Source organism: Bradyrhizobium sp. CFUWI (genome assembly GCF_056429085.1).
Genome location: NZ_JBWJZE010000001.1, coordinates 768,925 through 785,445, shown reverse-complemented (window position 1 = coordinate 785,445; position 16,521 = coordinate 768,925). Strand labels below are relative to the sequence as shown.

The following is a 16,521-nucleotide window of genomic DNA, read 5'->3' as shown; positions in this document are numbered from 1 at the left end:
CCGACCCGAAGGGCAGTGATAGCGACGCCGGCATGCAATGACGGCGGGCCCGAGGGCGAGTGCCTCCGGCGAGCGACTCAATGCGGCTTCACGTCTGCTTGGTATCAATTTTGCTTTTGTGATAACGTCTCACTCGTGCGCATGTCTATGCACGTCGTGGGCATGTTCACTGAGAGCCAATTCTTACAGAGGACGACATGGCCAAGAAAGCGAAGAAGGCAAAGAAGACGACGAAATCAGCTACCAAGAAGGTGGCGAAGAAGACTTCAAAGAAAAAGAAGTAGTCGTATCGGCTACTGATCTATTGCCGCCTCCGGGTCGCAACCCGGATGAAAAGCGAGACCTTCCCAAAGGATATGAAGCGTCCTTTGCAGCCGTTTGGTATCGCGGCACGCTAAGATAAAGCCGGACCTTTGTGCAGGTGGCTGCTGCATAAAGGTCCGGTTTTTCGTTTCTGTCCCGCGAGGGAATTATCTTCTCGTGCGCAAGGGATCGAAGCCGCAAGGCCGAGACGCTGCGCGACTCGGTTCACGAGAGCCCGGTGCGGCGACAGCCGCACGCGCAAAACGGACCAAGAAGCAACCACCTGTGCTCGGACGTCTGAAGCATCGGAAAACGGTTCTTCTGTTCGTTTTTGTCCACCCTAGCATCTGGCCGGGCGGAAAATTCGGCCTTTGAAGGACCACGAGATCCCACGATCCGGAATCCCAGTCGTGTGTTAGCGATGGGGAACGTCTGCGGGACTAAACGATTCGTCTCAGCATGGGAGAACCTTCAATGCTGATGACCAAGCAGAGACGGCCAGCGTTCCGCACCCTGCGCGGTTGGGCGATCAACGTGCTGAACGAAGCCGGCGCCATCCGCGAGTGCGAGGAGCACGGTTGGATGCAAGACCGTGCCGATCCGCATGCACGAGAGCGGGCCTTCGACATCGCCCGTCGAGATCCGCCAGCAGACGTATCCCGTCAGGCAGTGGAGGCCGCGATTCGCGACGCGCTGGACTCGATTGGTGATACCTGCCCAGAATGCCCTCCTGACGAGGAGGACCGGCTCTAGGCCCCGACGCCGACCCTACTCCGCCTCAGCGGCGCAGCCGTTTCTCCACGCGCTTGCGCGCGTTGCCGACCTTTTTGACGGCCTTCTTCACCGCTGGCGCCGACCTTCCGGTTTTCTTTGCCTCGTACTGCACTTCGTAGTCCTGCCCGCCTGCCACCCGCGCCCGGTCCTGCCTTCGTCCGCGCGCCGTTTTGCTCTTTTTTGCTCCCGCCATGGGTGCCTCCTGTTGTGACATCGAAGCAACGCGACAGGGATTCGCAGGTTCCGGAACGATTCGAACTGTGCCAATTTGAATCGTCTGTAGCGTGGAGTTCTTCAGTGGCGTTTCAGCGTAAAAAGCAGGCGGTTATCGGCGTCAACGCGCCTTTCCCCGGCTTCATCGAACCGGCCCTGGCCACCTCGAGCGATAAGGTGCCGTCCCTGCATTACGCCACACGCACTGAAGGATTGGCCCTTGAATGAGCCGGACGTCGACCCTGCCCAAGCGCTTACAGCCAATGCTCGCTACGCTCACCGACGCGCCGTTCGACGACCCCGACTGGGTTTTCGAGGATAAGTACGATGGCTTCCGGATGATCGCGGAAGTCCGGCGGGGCAAGGTTTCGCTCTACAGCCGCAACGGCAAGATCATCAGCCGCAGCTATATCGAGGTCGCCAAAGCGCTGGAGGGCGTGAAGGGCGACGCCGTGATCGATGGCGAACTCGTTGCGATCGGAAAGGACGGCGTCTCGCATTTCCAGCTACTTCAGAACGCATTGCGGCATGAAGCGAAGCTCCTGTATTGCGCGTTCGATCTCATGTTTCAGAACACAGTTGACTTGCGCAAACAGCCTCTTCTCGAGCGCAAGGAACGGCTGAAAGCGATCTTGCCGCGTCACCGGCTGATTACCTTCAGCCGTCACCGCAAAGCGAGCGGCACAAAATTCTTCGCCGAGGCCGAGCGGAAGGGTTTGGAAGGCGTCATGGCGAAGCGCGCCGACAGCGCGTATGCGTCCGGAAGCCGGACGGCGGATTGGCTGAAGATCAAGACAGCAAAGCGGCAGGAAGTGGTGATCGCGGGCTTCACGGCGCCGAGGCGTACAAGACCATACTTCGGCGCCCTGGTCCTCGCCGTACGGGAAGACGACACATGGCGCTATATCGGACATGTTGGCACTGGCTTCAGCCACAAGGTCCTGGAAGACCTCCACACCAAACTCATGAAGCTGACGACCCCGAAATCGCCCTTCCCTGCCAAAGTGAAGGACGAGGCTGCCACGACCTGGGTCAAGCCCTCGTTGGTTGCCGAGGTCAAATTTGCGGAGTGGACGAGTAAGGGCGAACTGCGCCAGCCCGTCTACCTCGGGCTCAGGTCCGACAAGCGGGCGAAGGACGTCGTGCGAGAGCGAGAACGTCCGCGCAAGTAGTGCTTCCCTTCGGCGAAAGCCGGCAAAAAGGTTTGACGCACCCTCCGCCGACACTCACTCGCCTCCAAGGTCGTGGATTTCCGGTCGCATGCCGTCAGGCGTGAGTTCGAGCGTCGCAAACGTGATCGGCAGCTGGAAACGGCGAGGTCCCGCGCTGCCGGGATTCAGGTAGAGAATGCCACCGACCGTGTCGATCTTCGGCACGTGGGAATGCCCGGAGACGATGACGTCGATGCCGGCGCCGGGATCGACCTTCAGCGTCTTCAGGTCGTGCAGAACGTAGATCGACTTGTCCGCCAGACGTACGAGTTTCGTGTCGGGGTAGTCGCGAGCCCACTCGCCACTGTCCACGTTTCCACGAATGGCGGTGACAGGGGCGATCCGGCGAAGTGCGTCAACGATCTCGGGGCGCCCGATGTCGCCGGCATGGATGATATGATCGACGTCCGCCAGGCCTCGTTCCGCCTCGGGCCTCAACAGGCCGTGCGTGTCCGAAATGATTCCAATCCTGAAGATCATTTCCCGGCGCTCTCAACGGCGATCGCCAAAAGACGATCGAGAAGCTCTACCTGCCCGGACAGCATCTTCTTCCGCGCAAACTCGATATCGAACCATTCCGCGCGGTCGACTTCGGGAAAGCTCTGCCGTCGACCGCTTCGTGGCGGCCATTCGATATCGAAGGTATTGCTGGTTAGCGCAGCTGGGTCAAAATGGCCCTCGCCGGCGAATGCGATGACGCGCTTCCCACCGTGCTGTCGGATCTCCCCCAGCGGCTGGAGCGGACCAATCGAAGCACTCGGACCGAGTTCTTCGGCAAACTCGCGCCGCGCGACCTGCTCCGGAGCATCCGCGGCGTCGATTTCGCCCTTAGGAATGGACCAGGCGCCATCATCCTTATTGCGCCAGAACGGACCGCCGGGATGAACGAGCAGTACCTCGAGCCCCCGCGCTCCCTTGCGGTATGCGAGAATGCCCGCGCTCAAGGTCGATCTCCTGGAAGTCTTGTTCACCGCAGCCATATCGCCCCTACTTTGCAGAGCAGTCGAATGCCGGCGAGCCGTCCTGCCATACTGGACCGCGCTCGCTGCTTAGCCTCGTCCACGGCCCTATGCAGCGCGGCTTCGGCCTCGCGGTCGGCCGCCTTGCTGGCGCGCGCACCGACCCGCCGGGCCGCCACTAGACGGCCGACAATACGATCTCGGGTGACCTCGTTGAGATGGGATTAGCCATTCGCCAAAGCCTGCCGCGGACAACGAAGTAGTGGCCGTCCATCGTCACCGGATACTTCACGACGCCTAAGCCGACTTCCGCTGCGGCTTGGCCGCCGGCTTCTTCGCCGCGGTCTCCTTCGCAGGCTTCTTGCCGGTGATCGGCATCAGCATTTCCTTCTGCCCGGCCGCCGCCTTGCGCGGCTTTTTTCCTGATTTCTTGGGTGCCGCTGGAGCTGCCGCGCCCTCTCTTCCGATGCTCTTGCGCAGCGCGTCCATCAGGTCCACGACGTTCTCACCTCGAGGACGCGCTTTCGCGGCGATGGGCTTGCCCGCGCGCTTCTGATTGATGAGATCGATAAGGGCGGTTTCGTACTGGTCTTCGAACTTGTCCGGCTCGAAATGACCCGCCTTCTGATTGACGATGTGCTTGGCGAGATCAAGCATGTCCTTGGTGACTTTTACATCCTGGATATCGTCGAAATACTCATCCGCAGAACGGACTTCGTAGGGATAGCGCAGCAATGTCCCCATCAGCCCCTTGTCCAGCGGCTCCAGCGCGATGATGTGCTCGCGATTGGTCAGCACCACGCGACCGATCGCGACCTTGTTCATTTCGCGGATGGTTTCGCGGATAACGGCGAAGGCGTCGTGCCCGACTTTGCCATCTGGAGTCAGGTAGTAAGGGCGGATCAGGTAGCGTGGATCAATCTCGCTGCGGTCGACGAACTCGTCGATCTCGATCGTTCGCGTCGATTCCAGCGCGACGTTCTCGAGCTCCTCCTTCGTCACCTCAATGAATGTGTCGGTGTCGACCTTGTAGCCCTTGACGATGTCTTCGTTGTCGACCTCCTCACCGGTATGAGCGTCCACCTTGGCGTACTTGATGCGGCGGCCGGTCTTTCGGTTGAGCTGGTTGAACGAGACTTTTTCGGATTCCGACGTGGCCGGATAGAGCGCTACCGGACAGGTGACGAGGGAAAGACGCAGGAAGCCTTTCCAGTTAGCGCGGGGGGCCATGCGGGGGAACTCCATACTGGTGCCGGATTCAAGACGAACGGGCCGGCTTGGTTCCGACACCGCCAGCCGTCTGGCAGGAGGATTTTTCTCACCGCCGGTCTACCTGGACTCGACATTTGTTCTTGTTATGTTCTAATTGCGTATGACCGACCGACCCGCGAGCTGGCGCATGCCGACCCCAAAGCAGATGGAAAAATTGGCCACTGAAGCCGACCGTAGACGAGCGCCGTCCGCTGCGGGTCCGGATGCCCCCCTCCCGGCCGAATATTGGGAATCGGTCCTGAAAGATCCTCGCGCCGGCGCGACCGTGGCCCAGGCCCGGCAGCGACGCCTTTCGGAAATTAGGGCCCACGTCCTGCGCGTCTCCTGCCGCCGCTGCGACCGGACCGTGGAAATCCAGACCGCCGATGCCGTCCGCTTGTATGGCGCCAACGCAGTCTGGAAGGACGTGGCGCAGCGCTTGCTCGACAACACCTGCCAACAGCGCACCGGCAGGCATGAAGAAGACGGGTGTTGGCCAGCGTTCGAGTCGCCGTAGTCGCTCTGAATTTGCCGATCCGATCTCTTTGCGCCCGGAAATCCGGATGGCCCCGAAGTATCACCCTACGCCCCTGTCGGGTGGCGATCGCAAAGCTCTGGCAAAGGAGCTCGGCAAGGCACGCGCGATGGCCAACATGCTTGCTGCCCAATCGGCGCAGATGCGGGCTAAGGGCGAGGCCATGATTCAGCAAGCAGACAGGTTGCTTTGCGAAAGCTGGAACGAGCGCATGTGGAGCGACGGCGAACCGATCGATCCGTCGCCCACCATTGACCAGGCCGTGAACGGAGGCTTCCCTTGGCTCGAGATCAGGTGCACGCGCTGCAAGACGCCGAGCGACGTCGACCTCGCGGCGATGAAGCACCCGCCAACCACCTTCGTGCACGATCTCGCCAGCCGGCTGCGTTGCCGCAAATGCGCCAAGGCGGGCCGGCGTCCATCGGCGACTCTGCTACAGTTGGCTTGGCAGCCTCGCCACCCTCGAACCGAAACCTGATTGATGTGTAATCTCTATTCGATCACGACAAACCAAGCTGCTATTAGTGCGCTGTTTCGCGTCGTAAACCGATACGACGGCAATCTGGCGTCGATGCCCGGCGTGTTTCCAGACTACAAGGCACCGATCGTGCGCAACGGGGCCGAAGGCCGCGAGCTCGCCACGGCGCGATGGGGGATGCCGTCGTCATCAAAGGCGTTAATGGATGCCACCAAGAAACGAGCGCAAAAGCTGCAGGCCAAGGGCAAGACCGTCGACTTCAAGGAACTGCTGCGGATGGAGCCGGACGGCGGCACGACCAACATCCGCAACGTGGAAAGTAAGCACTGGGCCCGCTGGCTCGGCGTCGAAAATCGCTGCGTGGTGCCATTCAACTCGTTCAGCGAATTCAACAAGGCCGAAGGTGGCGACATCTGGTTCGCCCTCGACGAGTCCCGGCCCCTCGCCTGTTTCGCCGGGATCTGGACCAACTGGACCTCCGTTCGGAAGGTCAGGGAAGGCGAGACAACCAACGACCTCTACGCGTTCCTCACGACGGAGCCGAACGCCGAGGTCGGCGCCATCCACTCCAAGGCGATGCCCGTGATCCTGACAACGCCGGACGACGTCGAGACCTGGATGACCGCGGGTAGCGATGAGGCACTAAAGCTGCAACGCCCGCTTCCGGATGGGTCGCTTCGGATCGTCGCCCGAGGTGTCAAGGAAGACCCGGCGGAACCGGCGACGTGACGGAGGAAGACGACATGGATGCAGGGTGCACTTCACCCCTGCACCCATGCGCATCGAGGAGACCGGGGTAGCAAGTGCCAGGGGGAACCGAGCGGAGGAAGACCCGCCCGACAGGGCCGGCGCCCTACTCTGGGCGGGGCACCAGGGGGCACCCCCTGAGATCTTGACAGTGAGTATGTCGGATGGCGCCAACTGAAGCCGCCAGAAGGCAGCAATTTCCGAATGCTTCCGACGGCGGCCGAAGCGCCACTCCAAAGTTCCTGTTAACCCTTGCTTGAACAGACACGCTGACGGTGCCGTGCGTAGGGGTGTTACCCCCAGCGCAAGCGGCCGTTGCTCTTGTATCTTTCCGCAACCGCGAGTTAACCTAGGAGTCTTTTCAGAACCTATTTTCGGTCACATCAATTCAGGGCACGGTCCGCGCATGAGAACTTTTTTAAGAATCGCTGGATGGAGCACCGCTCTGGTCGCATTGGCACTTTCGCCACTCACAACAGCCAAGGCCGCCGACGATTGGACAATCAGCGGGATGGTGCTTAGCCCCAACGGCATCATCTCCGATGGCGCAATTTCCATCTCCAAGCAAATAATCACCGCCGTTGGCCCGATTGCCTCGGTCCCGTCGTCTTCCTCGGCGATCAAAGTCCCCGGCATCATCCTCCCGGGCTTCATCGATCTGCACGACCATCTGACATGGAATGCGTTGCCGCGGTGGATCCCGGCGAGGAAGTTCAACAACAGATACGAATGGCAGGATACGGCCGAATACGACAGGGCCTTGGTGGCCCCACACAACGTAGTGCTTGCTGATACAGCCTGCGAAACCGAGATCTATGCCGAAATCAAGGCGCTTGCGGGCGGCGCGACATCAGTCCTTGGTGGATTGCTGGCGGACGACAAGCATCCAGACAACGCAAAGTGCGTGGCCGGCCTTGTCCGTAATCTGGATACGGCTTCGAACATGCCATTCACCAAGCCGCCTTCCGATCCGAAAGACACGATCTGCCCGACCGATCTAGCGATCGACCGCACTTTACTTGATGTGGTGGAGAATGATGTCTTCCCGCTGGAATTGACGCATGGCCGGATGGACTTCCTTCTATGCGAGCTCAAGGCTGGGACTCTGCGCGGCATGGTCGTCCACCTTTCAGAAGGCGCACCGACTGATTCCGCGGCTCATCGCGAATACACCATGCTGAGCAAGGAAATCCTGCGGCAGAAGGACCTGAAGACCGGCATCGAGTCCGCCATCGAGCGAGAAGGTCTCATCCTCATACATGGCACAGCGCTGCGAGACCAAGATTTCAAAGGCATGAAGGAAAGTAAGGTTGGGCTAGTGTGGTCTCCACGCAGCAACGATGAACTATACGGCTCGACGGTTAACCTCGCAGCCGCCCATCTAGCGGGCATCGACATGGCAATCGCTCCGGATTGGAGTCCGTCTGGCAGCGCCGGGATGCTCCAAGAGATGGGCTACGCCGCGCGGCACTACGGCGTGAAGTCGGACGACCTTATCAAGATGGCCACGTCAACACCGGCGAAGATGGCGCGCATCTCAGACCATGTCGGAAGCCTTGCTCCGAACAAGTTCGCAGATTTTGTCGTCGTCAACGTTGCCGTCGATCCGACAAAGCCAACTGCTCTCGACCCTGTTGTTAAGGCCACTCCTGCCGACATTGCATTGGTCGTGGTTGGCGGCCAGCCAATCTACGGCGATCTTGCGCTGTTGACCCAGCTGCTACCAACTGGAACGGCGGTTGATCAAATGACCGTCTGTGGTGCAACGAAGGCCATCTATCTCGGCCAAAGCGAAGCAGGCGTGCGCGGCTGGAGCGTGGCAGACATCAAGAAGGCGCTAAATGCGGCTCTTGCGAAAGGAAGCTCTAGCCTGCCTGACATTGAGTGCGACTGATCATCGTCGTGGTTCTTCACTAGAAGTCATGGCAGCATCGGTTGGTTCTTTCAACGGTGCTTACAAGCAAGCGCTCAACTGATCTGTCGGAGGCAGGCTCATGCGAAATGCCGTGCGTGTATATTGCGCCACCGTTGTGATGTCGCTGCTTGCGACGCTGGCTGCCGCGCGCGGCGACCAACTCACGTTTTCCACCTGGAAGGCGACAACACCGTTCGAAGGTCCTAGGACCTCGCATGCCGCGACTCTCGTCAACAACAGGATCTACATCCTAGGGGGCCTGTACGCTTCGGCAAACAACTTCACACTATACAACGATGTTCAAACTGCGCTTCTCGGGAACGACGGTGCCATCGCCGAAGGCGCATGGGAGAAGACAACGCCCTTCGTGGAGCCGCGCTCGGGAATGGGCGTAGCTGTCCACAAGGAGTTCATCTACGTCGTCGGTGGCTTTTCGAATAAGGGGACGCGTGCCGACGCTCAGTACGCCCGCGTGATGCCAGACGGTATGCTGGGCTCATGGACTACGAGTCCCAACCAGCTCGCAATACCTCGTTCGAATCTCGCCTTGCAGATATTCTCCACGATGTCGGGCACGAGCTATCTCGCGGCAATCGCTGGCGTCGGCGAGATTGGCAAGGATACGGTTCATTTCGATACGATCGAGACCGCAGAGATCAATCCCGATGGCTCGCTCGGCCAATGGAAACTATGTCCATTTCACCTCAAGGGTGGTCGTTCAGCTCCAGGCGTAGCCGTGAACAAAGGCGTCCTTTATGTCGCTGGAGGATGGGGTGACCTGCTAATTGAAGACGTTTTTAGCGATGTCCAGTATGCTCCAATCAGGGATGACGGCTGTCCTGACGCTTGGCACACCAACGCTGCAAGACTGAACATGCCGCTGTACGGTCATACAATGACTGTCACGTTAGCAGCTGGGAGGCCGTCGCTCGTTGTACTCGGCGGTAATGCCGGACAGGGCAACTACTTTAACAACGTGCAATTTGCCCCCCTGGCGCCAGACAGTGAAACCGGGCGGTTTGTGTTCGACACACATCAATTCGCAGTGCCCCGGTGGGGTCAGGCCACAGTGCAATACAACAACTTTCTCTATGTTCTAGGTGGGTCACAACGCGGAAATGGCGATTATCTGAACGACGTCCAGTTCACCGTCATGGGCAACCAGTAAGACCTCGCTCCCACTGAACGTGTTGCGTGCATCGCGTGTCACCTTCCATGGTGGACTCGAGATTTGCTGCCTCGGGTCCATGCGGAAGCGCCGCCCCACCGCACTTGAGGAAAGGAACCGCCCGCGTCGCACGGGCGCCGGCCGGCGCTTTGCCCCGGCGCGCGCGGCAGTGCCCTCAGAATTCTCGTGGGAATGCTGGGGAATTCGGCCGAGGAGAAGACAAAGCGAAAGACTGGGAGAATCAAAAGAGGCCCCCGGAGAGCGTGAAGCATAGCGACCCGAACGGGCACGCGGGTCCGATAGCAGCGACGAGACCGGTTTAATAGCGCACCCGGGAACGGGGCAGTGATAGCGCTCGCCGCAGGCGGGCCCCTTTCCCGAGTGCCCCCGCGAGGAGCTCCTCAGTCCTTGCGCGAGGGATCGAAGCCGGATGGCCGAGACGCGAAGCGGCTCGGTTCACGAGAGCCCGCTGCGGCAGCGGCCGCACGCGCGCAAACGGAGCAACTCTGCCTAGATTAAACCAGCGGATCTAGATTTCCTCGCGCGCATGCGTGTGCGCGTCATAGATTCTGATCTGAAGCATGGGAAAACGCCTCTTGAGTTCTTCTCCACCTACTCTGGCGCCGTCCCTGGTTGCAAATTCGGCTTTGAGTCGGCCGTCCACTTCAAGCGCATAACCAGAAGCCGGCGGTTCACGGGTGGCTGCAACCATTTCATTCCCATTGTGCAGTGAGGTGGTTGAGAATGATGGTTAGCGTGAGTCGCCTGGACCACGCTAGAGCTACCTACGCAACAGTGGCGATCGGTCATCGCAGGTTGTGGATCGATGCTCGCAGCGGAGTCGCTCAAAGGATGGGCATTGGCGTCCGGCTATTTCCACCCAGCCGTTAGCTGCGAGATGTACACCGGCGAAGAGCTATCCACAGGCTCCGATGCATAGCCCGATCGCATCCGATAGAGTGCACTCTGGCGCGCACGGAGCGCGGTTTCATCTATTGACCATGAACATGACCAATCCCCTAACCTTGGCCGAAATGGCGGCCGCGCTCGAGCAATCGCCGGATTATCGCGTCTTGCGCCGGCTCATTCCACGATCAGAATTCGCTACGAGCAACGGTGAAGCGGTCAAGACTGCTCTCCTGCTGGATGTCGAAACAACCGGCCTGAATCCGGCCCACGATCAGATTATCGAGCTCGGAATGGTCAAGTTCGCCTACCTGCCGGACGGCCGGACCACCCGAGTTCTCGATACCTTCAGCTGCTTCAACCAGCCGTCGGTGCCCATCCCCGCGGAGGTTACGGCTCTCACAGGGATTACCGACGAGATGGTCGATGGCCACAGCCTTGATCCGGATCGCGTTGCCGCCTTTGCGGCAGATGCTGTTGTCGTCATTGCTCACAATGCCGCTTTCGACCGGAAGTTCATTGAGCGTTGCTGTCCATCGTTTGAACATCGAGCGTGGGCATGTTCAGTGAGTGAGATTGAATGGCGCAATCATGGGTTCGAAGGCTCACGATTGCCGTATCTGCTGATGAAGGCGGGCCTATTTCATGAGGCACATCGCGCCGTCGATGACTGCCTCGCGCTCCTCGAGATCCTGGCGCTGCAGCTCCCCCATCACAATCAGACTGTTCGTTCCACTCTGCTGGAACGCGCGCGGCGCAAAACCATTAGGATCTGGGCTGAACATTCGCCGTTCGAGCTGAAGGATGAACTCAAGCGACGCGGATATCGTTGGAGTGACGGTACCGATGGACGGCCAAAGTCCTGGTACATCGATGTCGATGACGGCGATCAAAACGCGGAAATCGAGTTCTTGCAAAAGACGATCTATCTCCGGGAGCTTGAACCGCGTATTCAGAGCCTGACTGCGTTCAATCGCTTTTCTGTCAGGGGTTAGTTGGGGCGCGGTGCTGCTCGATGCCGAAAATCTCGGCGGGATCGGCGGCAGGTATTGAGGGGATTGTAGGCACAACGCCGGATTAAACGCCGGCGTTGTGCCTATTCATCCAGAGGCGACGCTTGTTGTTCGGTCAGAGGCGCCCACCATCGTCGGGACCTCGATTTCGATTGATGTCCGAACTCTCCAATCTTCCTGTATGTGTTGGGGCGACATTCCAAGCGCGAAGAGATGCGATCGCCAGATCGGCTTTCTTTAGCAATTGGCGCAGCGGTGGGCACTCGGGATAGTATCGGACGAGCGTAGCCTTAACCTCGTCAAGATTCAAAATGTGCCGATCCCAGCTTGTGGGTACCGCAGCGAGTGCGTCCCCTTCGGGAAGCTCATGATAGTAGAGATCGAAAAACACGTCATCCGAAAGCTCGTCGCGCCTATACTCACACTGGACCCAGTTATCGAGCTCGCAGCGGATTGCGTCGACGCGTCGGTGAACGCCCGCGCGAGTTCTCGTCCCGATCAGGATCGACTTCAGCAGTCGCCCGACCAGTTTGTGCCCCTCAATTGGCATGCGCGTCTTCGGTCGGCGCTGCGCTCCCGAAAGAAACATGCTATATGGGACAGAGTTGTTGGAGCTGCGCCGCTCGCCAGCTCTCTTGACCTCGCGGGCCTCTGTCTCGATCTCCGCCACCTGACCCGGGCTGACGAAGGCCGGTGCGATCGGCCTCGACTCTCCATCCCAGGCCGACGCCACGATGGGAGCCGGTGCCTCCACCAACCGCGAGATCATCGGCTCAAGCAAATATCCCTTGGACATATCGGCCAAAAGAAAGAGCGATGTCCCGCCGTCAGGCCGATACATTCCCTTCCACGGCGAAACCGCGACCGCCCAACCGTGTCGGTCAGCCCATTCCTTCTGCTCGCGAGTGACGCTATGGGAATAAGGCTCATTGGTGCGGATGAAGGTCTTCGCTGCGGGATCGAACCACGCTGCATCGTGATCGGAGCCCGGCATCCGATGCTGGACTTGTCCTCTGGGGAAAGATCGTTTCGCCTTTGACGGGACCAATCGGGCTGCCTCAATAAACTGAATAGTCCTGGCAGCCTCGCACGCAGCCTCCCGCGCCGCCTCCTGCGACGACGCGGTGTATGTGTCTGCGAGATGATCAGGACCTTCTCGGCGCATCGTACCCAGCCCCCGCGATGCTTTGTATTGTGCCGGCTTAACAAGCGCGTCCAGAGGTCTGCCGAGCGGCATTTTCAGGATCTCGCAGCCCGTAACCTTGGTCGTACGATCCCGCCAAAGAACGGAGATGTACAGTTCGGCCGACGGCCCGGGGGCTGCGAGGCCGTCTCCAAGCTTGCGCAGTGCGTGCTTGTAATTTTCGAAGCCGGCCGCCTTTGATGCCTTGTCCAAGGCGACAGCATGCTGAATGCCGTCGGACTTCTTGAATCGCTTGGCGAGCTGCTTGATGCCCTCAATTGAGGACGGACGAATGTGATCGTTCGACACGTCAGGTCTCCCGGCCCTTAGCGAAGCGTCGCCCGTCAACCACCTCTCGGGCCCGACATGACATGGCGGGAACGATTGATCTGGACAGCGCCTCAACGGCTTCGCTACGACGGGCGGCAGGCTCCTGCCGGGAGCCGAGTCGGAGAATACCACGACCGAGACTTTCGCGAAAGGATGCACCCCAGGACGGGATGACCTCAGGTTGCGCTACTGTATTACCTCTCCTGGAGGGATCCGAGATCGTGGCAATCTCAAACTGAAGGACAGGTTGTGCGGTAAGGCCTGGGGGAATGAATGCGCATCGTCTACTTGGAAGTAGAAAATTTCCGCGGCATCAAAAGGCTGAAATGGGCACCATCCCCTGGCATGAATTGTCTCATTGGCCCCGGGGATTCGACCAAGACCACTGTGCTGGACGCGATCGAGCTGTGCCTCAATCCCAGGTCCTACATTTTTGCCGACGACTGCGATTTCTTCGATCTCGACATTAAGGCGCCGATCCGGATCACCGTAACGCTTTCTGACCTGCCACCGCAGCTCAAGGCCGAAGATCGATATGGGCTCCACCTCCGCGGCTGGGATGTCTCGGCCAAAAAAATCATCGATGAGCCGGGACCAGGCTTGGAGGAAGTGCTCTCGATCAACGTCGTCATCGATCAGACCCTAGAGGCTCGGTGGTCGATATATAATGACAGGATCGACGCGCTCGACAGCGATCCGCCGACGATCCGGTTCAAGGACGCCAAGCAGCTTGCGACGAACCGCCTCGGCCCCTACGCGGAGAGACATCTGGGTTGGGGGCGAACCTCCGTGCTGACTCGCATCGGCGAGGCGGGCGATGGCTTCAGCCTGCAACTCGCTGAAGCGGCCCGCGCCGCCCGTTCCTCGTTCAAAGCCGGCGACCGAAATGTCTTCAAGAGCGCCGTCGATCGAGCGGAGGAGCTGAGCAAGCTCTTCGCAGTGCCTGTGCGGGGCAAGTTTACGGCGGAGCTCGACGTACAGGGTGTCAGCATCACTTCAGGCGGCATCTCACTTCATGATGGCGATCTGCCATTGCGCAGGCTCGGCACAGGCTCCGCACGTCTTCTTGTGTCGGCTCTCCAGCACGACGCCGGTCCCCCGCATGTTGCGATCATCGATGAGATCGAGCACGGCCTCGAGCCGCATCGTATCGCTCGCCTACTAAGATATCTCAAGGCGCCCAAAGCCGCCGCCGACGCGGCTCAGCCGCAGATATTTGCAACCACACATTCCCCGGTCGTGATCCGCGAGCTTACTGCGGCCGATATCTTTTCAGTCCGGTCAGATGTCGGCATCATCACCGTCAAGTCCATCTCTGCTCTTGCAAGGGACTCCGACACTGCACAACGCCATCTCAGAGGAAACCCCGAGGCCTTTCTCGCCCGGAAAATACTGGTTGGGGAAGGCCGCACCGAACAGGGGCTTGCCCGCGGCCTGGACGAATGGTGGCAGACGTCCGGCAATGACTCATTTGCCTTGCAAGCTACTGTCGCAATCGACGGCGGAGGTAAGGACAAAGCACCCCTTATCGCCGAACATTTACGTGACCTTGGCTATGAGGTCTGGCTTCTCCTGGATTCCGACGAAGAACCGAATCAGGCAGATCTGGAGCGCGCCAAGGGGAAAGGCGCAGTTGTTCACCAATGGCCTGACAAGTGCTCGACGGAAGAACGCCTGTTTCTCGACCTCCCCTGGGCTTGTATACGCTCGATGATCGCACTCGCCATTGAATTCAGCAGCGTCGAGAGCGTCAGGGCCGTGATTGACAACGCTCTGTCGACAGTCGGGCTCCCCACCGCCACGGCAGCTAAGCTCGGCAATGACCGCGATACCGTGCAAGTCCGACGTATCCTCGGCAAGGTCGCGAACGACAAGAAGTGGTTCAAAACAATCGAGCGCGGCGAACGGCTGGCCGCGCTCATCGGGCCTCATCTTTGTGCTGTTTCCGACAAGCCTCTCAGCATAGGTGTTGCCGCCCTGAGGAAGTGGGTCGATGGCAAATGATGACGATATTGCCCGGCTCGCTGTAAGCATCCGCCGTGGCAGCATTGTCGCCGCAGCTGGGTGCGGTAAAACGGAGCAGATCGCGCTCGCCGTCGGAATCTCCGATCGGCGCAGGCTGATCCTCACGCACACACATGCGGGCGTCGACGCCCTGACCAAACGCCTGCGTAAGCACCAAGTTGCGACCGCAAAGTACCGCATCGACACCATTGCTGGGTGGTGCTTGCGATTTGCGGCATCGTTTCCACAACGTTCGGGACTCGCCGCGTTTGCGCCGGCAACAAGCGCCCACTGGGACGATGTCTACCGTGCCGGCGCGCGCCTGCTCGATAGCGGCGCTGTCGATGGCGTTCTACTCGCATCCTATGGAGGATGCTTCGTCGACGAATATCAAGATTGCACCAAACAGCAGCATCAAGTTGTTTCACGGCTCGCCAACCTTCTGCCGACTTGCGTGTTCGGCGATCCATTGCAAGCGATCTTCGATTTCGGAGATCAGCAACCGGTCGACTGGGATAGCGATGTATTTCCCCTGTTTGAGCGTTCGGCGGAGCTTCTGACGCCATGGCGCTGGAAGAACGCGGAAAATCTAGAATTGGCCGAGTGGCTGCAGGGCGTCCGTACCGCCCTTGAGAACGGCAACGATCTGGACCTGCGATCAAGACCACGATGTGTAACTTGGACGTCTCTGCCCGCGGCAGCTCAACGCCGTCAGAGAGCCATCGTCGGGGAATGCCTCGCTTCCATGCGCGACCCCGTGCAAGGCAGCCTGATCGTCATTGGCGACAGCACAAGCGAGAACCGGCGTTCCGCACTGGCACAAAAACTTGCCAAACAGGGTTTTGGCAACCTTGAAGCGATCAGTTGCAAGACCCTCTATGCCGCCGCCAAGACGATCGATCGGACGACCGGGTTGGCCCGAGCAAAAGCAATCGTCGACTTCGGGTCCAAATGCCTGACGGGCCTCGAAAGGGCGGAGCTGCTCAAAGCGCTCGGAGCCCGCCAGCAAGGTCGGCGCCTGGGACAGGCCAAGTTCGGTTCGCTATTTCCACTCAGCGACGCCGTGATCTCCAGCGGTTCGGAAGCGAGCATTCTCGCCCTTCTGCAAACGCTCCACGACAGACCCGGCGTTTATCTGTATCGTCGTGAGATGTTCCATGCGATGCGATCAGCCCTGCAATTGAAGGCGACGCGCCAACTTGCCACGCTGAGCATCGCGATTTGGGAAGTTCAAAATCGGATGCGGCATGCGGGGCGTCGCCCCGGTAACCGAAGCATCGGCAGCACGCTGCTGGTGAAGGGCCTGGAGTTCGAACGCGCGATCATCATCGCAGAAGACGCGATGACGAGGAAGGATTGGTACGTCGCACTGACCCGGGCGACAACGAGCATTCGGATCATATCCCCGGCGGAGCGATTCCTACCGTCACGGGATCAAATCGAACGTAGCCGCAGCGCTCTATAACCAGGTCGGAGACCGCAGGAGATCTATCGATGTATGCTTTGCACGTAGGTTGAGTCTCGTCTCCGT

15 protein-coding genes and 1 pseudogene are annotated in these 16,521 nt (G+C 59.7%); 11 read left to right on the top strand and 5 right to left on the bottom strand.

The window, feature by feature from the left end; genetic code table 11:
• Nucleotides 1-777 precede the first annotated feature (777 nt).
• A complete protein-coding gene (locus AC066S_RS03720; RefSeq protein WP_126259261.1) occupies nt 778-1,056 on the top strand; it encodes a hypothetical protein in 279 nt (92 codons plus the stop codon).
• A gap of 25 nt (nt 1,057-1,081) precedes the next feature.
• Here the strand turns inward: AC066S_RS03720 and AC066S_RS03715 are convergent, their stop codons facing one another.
• Nucleotides 1,082-1,270 (bottom strand): DUF3606 domain-containing protein, encoded by a 189-nt coding sequence (locus AC066S_RS03715; protein ID WP_126259260.1) that lies wholly within the window; start codon nt 1,268-1,270, stop codon nt 1,082-1,084.
• 104 nt (nt 1,271-1,374) lie between these two features.
• On the opposite strand from AC066S_RS03715, the pseudogene AC066S_RS03710 reads away from it, so the two are divergent.
• Both AC066S_RS03710 and ligD read left to right on the top strand, forming a co-directional pair.
• Nucleotides 1,375-1,476: pseudogene (locus AC066S_RS03710) on the top strand (non-homologous end-joining DNA ligase); the annotation flags it as partial.
• 38 nt (nt 1,477-1,514) lie between these two features.
• Nucleotides 1,515-2,462 carry a non-homologous end-joining DNA ligase gene (gene ligD / locus AC066S_RS03705; protein WP_126259259.1) on the top strand — a complete coding sequence of 316 codons (948 nt, stop codon included), beginning with the start codon at nt 1,515-1,517 and terminating at the stop codon, nt 2,460-2,462.
• A gap of 54 nt (nt 2,463-2,516) precedes the next feature.
• On the opposite strand, the gene AC066S_RS03700 is transcribed toward ligD, so the two are convergent.
• The 3 genes from AC066S_RS03700 to ku form a co-directional block, all read right to left on the bottom strand.
• A complete protein-coding gene (locus AC066S_RS03700) occupies nt 2,517-2,981 on the bottom strand; it encodes a metallophosphoesterase family protein (protein ID WP_135167068.1) in 465 nt (154 codons plus the stop codon).
• Nucleotides 2,978-3,481 (bottom strand): NUDIX hydrolase, encoded by a 504-nt coding sequence (locus AC066S_RS03695; RefSeq protein WP_126259258.1) that lies wholly within the window; start codon nt 3,479-3,481, stop codon nt 2,978-2,980. The genes AC066S_RS03700 and AC066S_RS03695 overlap by 4 nt, the downstream gene beginning before the upstream one ends.
• Before the next feature lie 276 nt (nt 3,482-3,757).
• On the bottom strand, nt 3,758-4,690 hold the full coding sequence (gene ku / locus AC066S_RS03690; protein WP_126259310.1) for a non-homologous end joining protein Ku: 933 nt from the start codon (nt 4,688-4,690) through the stop codon (nt 3,758-3,760).
• Nucleotides 4,691-4,832: 142 nt separating this feature from the next.
• Here ku and AC066S_RS03685 point away from each other — a divergent pair, with 142 nt between their 5' ends.
• The 6 genes from AC066S_RS03685 to AC066S_RS03660 all read left to right on the top strand — a co-directional run bounded on the left by AC066S_RS03685 (nt 4,833) and on the right by AC066S_RS03660 (nt 11,455).
• Nucleotides 4,833-5,228 carry a hypothetical protein gene (locus AC066S_RS03685; protein WP_205680519.1) on the top strand — a complete coding sequence of 132 codons (396 nt, stop codon included), beginning with the start codon at nt 4,833-4,835 and terminating at the stop codon, nt 5,226-5,228.
• A 46-nt stretch (nt 5,229-5,274) separates the two neighbouring features.
• Complete coding sequence (locus tag AC066S_RS03680; protein ID WP_126259256.1) at nt 5,275-5,724, top strand: hypothetical protein; 450 nt, start codon at nt 5,275-5,277, stop codon at nt 5,722-5,724.
• A gap of 3 nt (nt 5,725-5,727) precedes the next feature.
• Nucleotides 5,728-6,453: an SOS response-associated peptidase gene (locus AC066S_RS03675; protein ID WP_126259255.1), complete on the top strand. Its 726-nt coding sequence runs from the start codon at nt 5,728-5,730 to the stop codon at nt 6,451-6,453.
• A gap of 424 nt (nt 6,454-6,877) precedes the next feature.
• Nucleotides 6,878-8,365 carry an amidohydrolase family protein gene (locus AC066S_RS03670; RefSeq protein WP_126259254.1) on the top strand — a complete coding sequence of 496 codons (1,488 nt, stop codon included), beginning with the start codon at nt 6,878-6,880 and terminating at the stop codon, nt 8,363-8,365.
• 100 nt (nt 8,366-8,465) lie between these two features.
• Nucleotides 8,466-9,554, top strand: coding sequence for a Kelch repeat-containing protein (locus tag AC066S_RS03665; RefSeq protein ID WP_126259253.1), 1,089 nt, complete (start codon nt 8,466-8,468; stop codon nt 9,552-9,554).
• Nucleotides 9,555-10,561: 1,007 nt separating this feature from the next.
• Entirely contained in the window at nt 10,562-11,455 is an 894-nt protein-coding gene (locus AC066S_RS03660) for a 3'-5' exonuclease (protein WP_164718803.1), read from the top strand.
• 133 nt (nt 11,456-11,588) lie between these two features.
• Here the strand turns inward: AC066S_RS03660 and AC066S_RS03655 are convergent, their stop codons facing one another.
• Nucleotides 11,589-12,965 carry a DUF5623 domain-containing protein gene (locus tag AC066S_RS03655; protein WP_235884852.1) on the bottom strand — a complete coding sequence of 459 codons (1,377 nt, stop codon included), beginning with the start codon at nt 12,963-12,965 and terminating at the stop codon, nt 11,589-11,591.
• Between the two features lie 294 nt (nt 12,966-13,259).
• Between AC066S_RS03655 and AC066S_RS03650 the strand changes: the two genes are divergently transcribed.
• Both AC066S_RS03650 and AC066S_RS03645 read left to right on the top strand, forming a co-directional pair.
• Nucleotides 13,260-14,990 (top strand): ATP-dependent nuclease, encoded by a 1,731-nt coding sequence (locus AC066S_RS03650; protein ID WP_478268933.1) that lies wholly within the window; start codon nt 13,260-13,262, stop codon nt 14,988-14,990.
• Nucleotides 14,980-16,455: a UvrD-helicase domain-containing protein gene (locus AC066S_RS03645; protein ID WP_126259249.1), complete on the top strand. Its 1,476-nt coding sequence runs from the start codon at nt 14,980-14,982 to the stop codon at nt 16,453-16,455. Before AC066S_RS03650 ends, AC066S_RS03645 begins: the two co-directional genes overlap by 11 nt.
• Nucleotides 16,456-16,521 lie beyond the last annotated feature (66 nt).

What these genes read in the sequence shown, in the direction of transcription:
- AC066S_RS03665 (WP_126259253.1), top strand. Translation starts at nt 8,466, where the DNA reads ATGCGAAATGCCGTGCGTGTATATTGCGCCACCGTTGTGATGTCGCTG.
- AC066S_RS03645 (WP_126259249.1), top strand. Translation starts at nt 14,980, where the DNA reads ATGGCAAATGATGACGATATTGCCCGGCTCGCTGTAAGCATCCGCCGT.
- ligD (WP_126259259.1), top strand. Translation starts at nt 1,515, where the DNA reads ATGAGCCGGACGTCGACCCTGCCCAAGCGCTTACAGCCAATGCTCGCT.
- AC066S_RS03650 (WP_478268933.1), top strand. Translation starts at nt 13,260, where the DNA reads ATGCGCATCGTCTACTTGGAAGTAGAAAATTTCCGCGGCATCAAAAGG.
- AC066S_RS03670 (WP_126259254.1), top strand. Translation starts at nt 6,878, where the DNA reads ATGAGAACTTTTTTAAGAATCGCTGGATGGAGCACCGCTCTGGTCGCA.
- ku (WP_126259310.1), bottom strand. Translation starts at nt 4,690, where the DNA reads ATGGCCCCCCGCGCTAACTGGAAAGGCTTCCTGCGTCTTTCCCTCGTC.
- AC066S_RS03685 (WP_205680519.1), top strand. Translation starts at nt 4,833, where the DNA reads ATGACCGACCGACCCGCGAGCTGGCGCATGCCGACCCCAAAGCAGATG.
- AC066S_RS03715 (WP_126259260.1), bottom strand. Translation starts at nt 1,270, where the DNA reads ATGGCGGGAGCAAAAAAGAGCAAAACGGCGCGCGGACGAAGGCAGGAC.
- AC066S_RS03675 (WP_126259255.1), top strand. Translation starts at nt 5,728, where the DNA reads ATGTGTAATCTCTATTCGATCACGACAAACCAAGCTGCTATTAGTGCG.
- AC066S_RS03660 (WP_164718803.1), top strand. Translation starts at nt 10,562, where the DNA reads ATGACCAATCCCCTAACCTTGGCCGAAATGGCGGCCGCGCTCGAGCAA.
- AC066S_RS03720 (WP_126259261.1), top strand. Translation starts at nt 778, where the DNA reads ATGCTGATGACCAAGCAGAGACGGCCAGCGTTCCGCACCCTGCGCGGT.
- AC066S_RS03680 (WP_126259256.1), top strand. Translation starts at nt 5,275, where the DNA reads ATGGCCCCGAAGTATCACCCTACGCCCCTGTCGGGTGGCGATCGCAAA.
- AC066S_RS03700 (WP_135167068.1), bottom strand. Translation starts at nt 2,981, where the DNA reads ATGATCTTCAGGATTGGAATCATTTCGGACACGCACGGCCTGTTGAGG.
- AC066S_RS03695 (WP_126259258.1), bottom strand. Translation starts at nt 3,481, where the DNA reads ATGGCTGCGGTGAACAAGACTTCCAGGAGATCGACCTTGAGCGCGGGC.